This window comes from Photobacterium sp. R1 (assembly GCF_054600795.1).
Genome location: NZ_BAAHZP010000185.1, coordinates 1 through 379, shown reverse-complemented (window position 1 = coordinate 379; position 379 = coordinate 1). Strand labels below are relative to the sequence as shown.

General features: G+C 54.4%; 1 protein-coding gene. It reads left to right on the top strand.

The features are described 5' to 3' along the window. Positions 1–158 precede the first annotated feature (158 nt). A partial coding sequence (locus ACYP03_RS24590) for an FAD-dependent oxidoreductase (protein WP_459782464.1) occupies positions 159–379 on the top strand: 221 nt, incomplete at its 3' end.

The window sequence follows — 379 nt, the reverse complement described above, 5'->3', positions numbered from 1 at the left end:
AATCCGACCCAGGCGGCAGAGAATGCACGGGCCGGAGAGGTAAACCTGTCCGCTGTGGATGTGGATACCATCAGCACACTAGTGGCTCAGTCGCTCAGTCAGTTACAGACAGACTGATGTGATTCCCACACACAATAAGAATCGATAAGGGGAGCAGTATGGCAGGCGATGGAAAACAAAGGCGGGAACGATTACCCCATGATGCGCATTTCGATGTAGTGATAGTCGGAGGTGGCATCAACGGCATCAGTGTGTACCGGGAGTTGTCCTTGCAGGGGGTGAAAGTCCTGCTGGTGGAGAAAGAAGATTTCTGCAGTAAAGCCAGCGCTGCGCTGTCGCGGATGATTCACGGTGGCCTGCGGTATCTGGAGAACGGCGA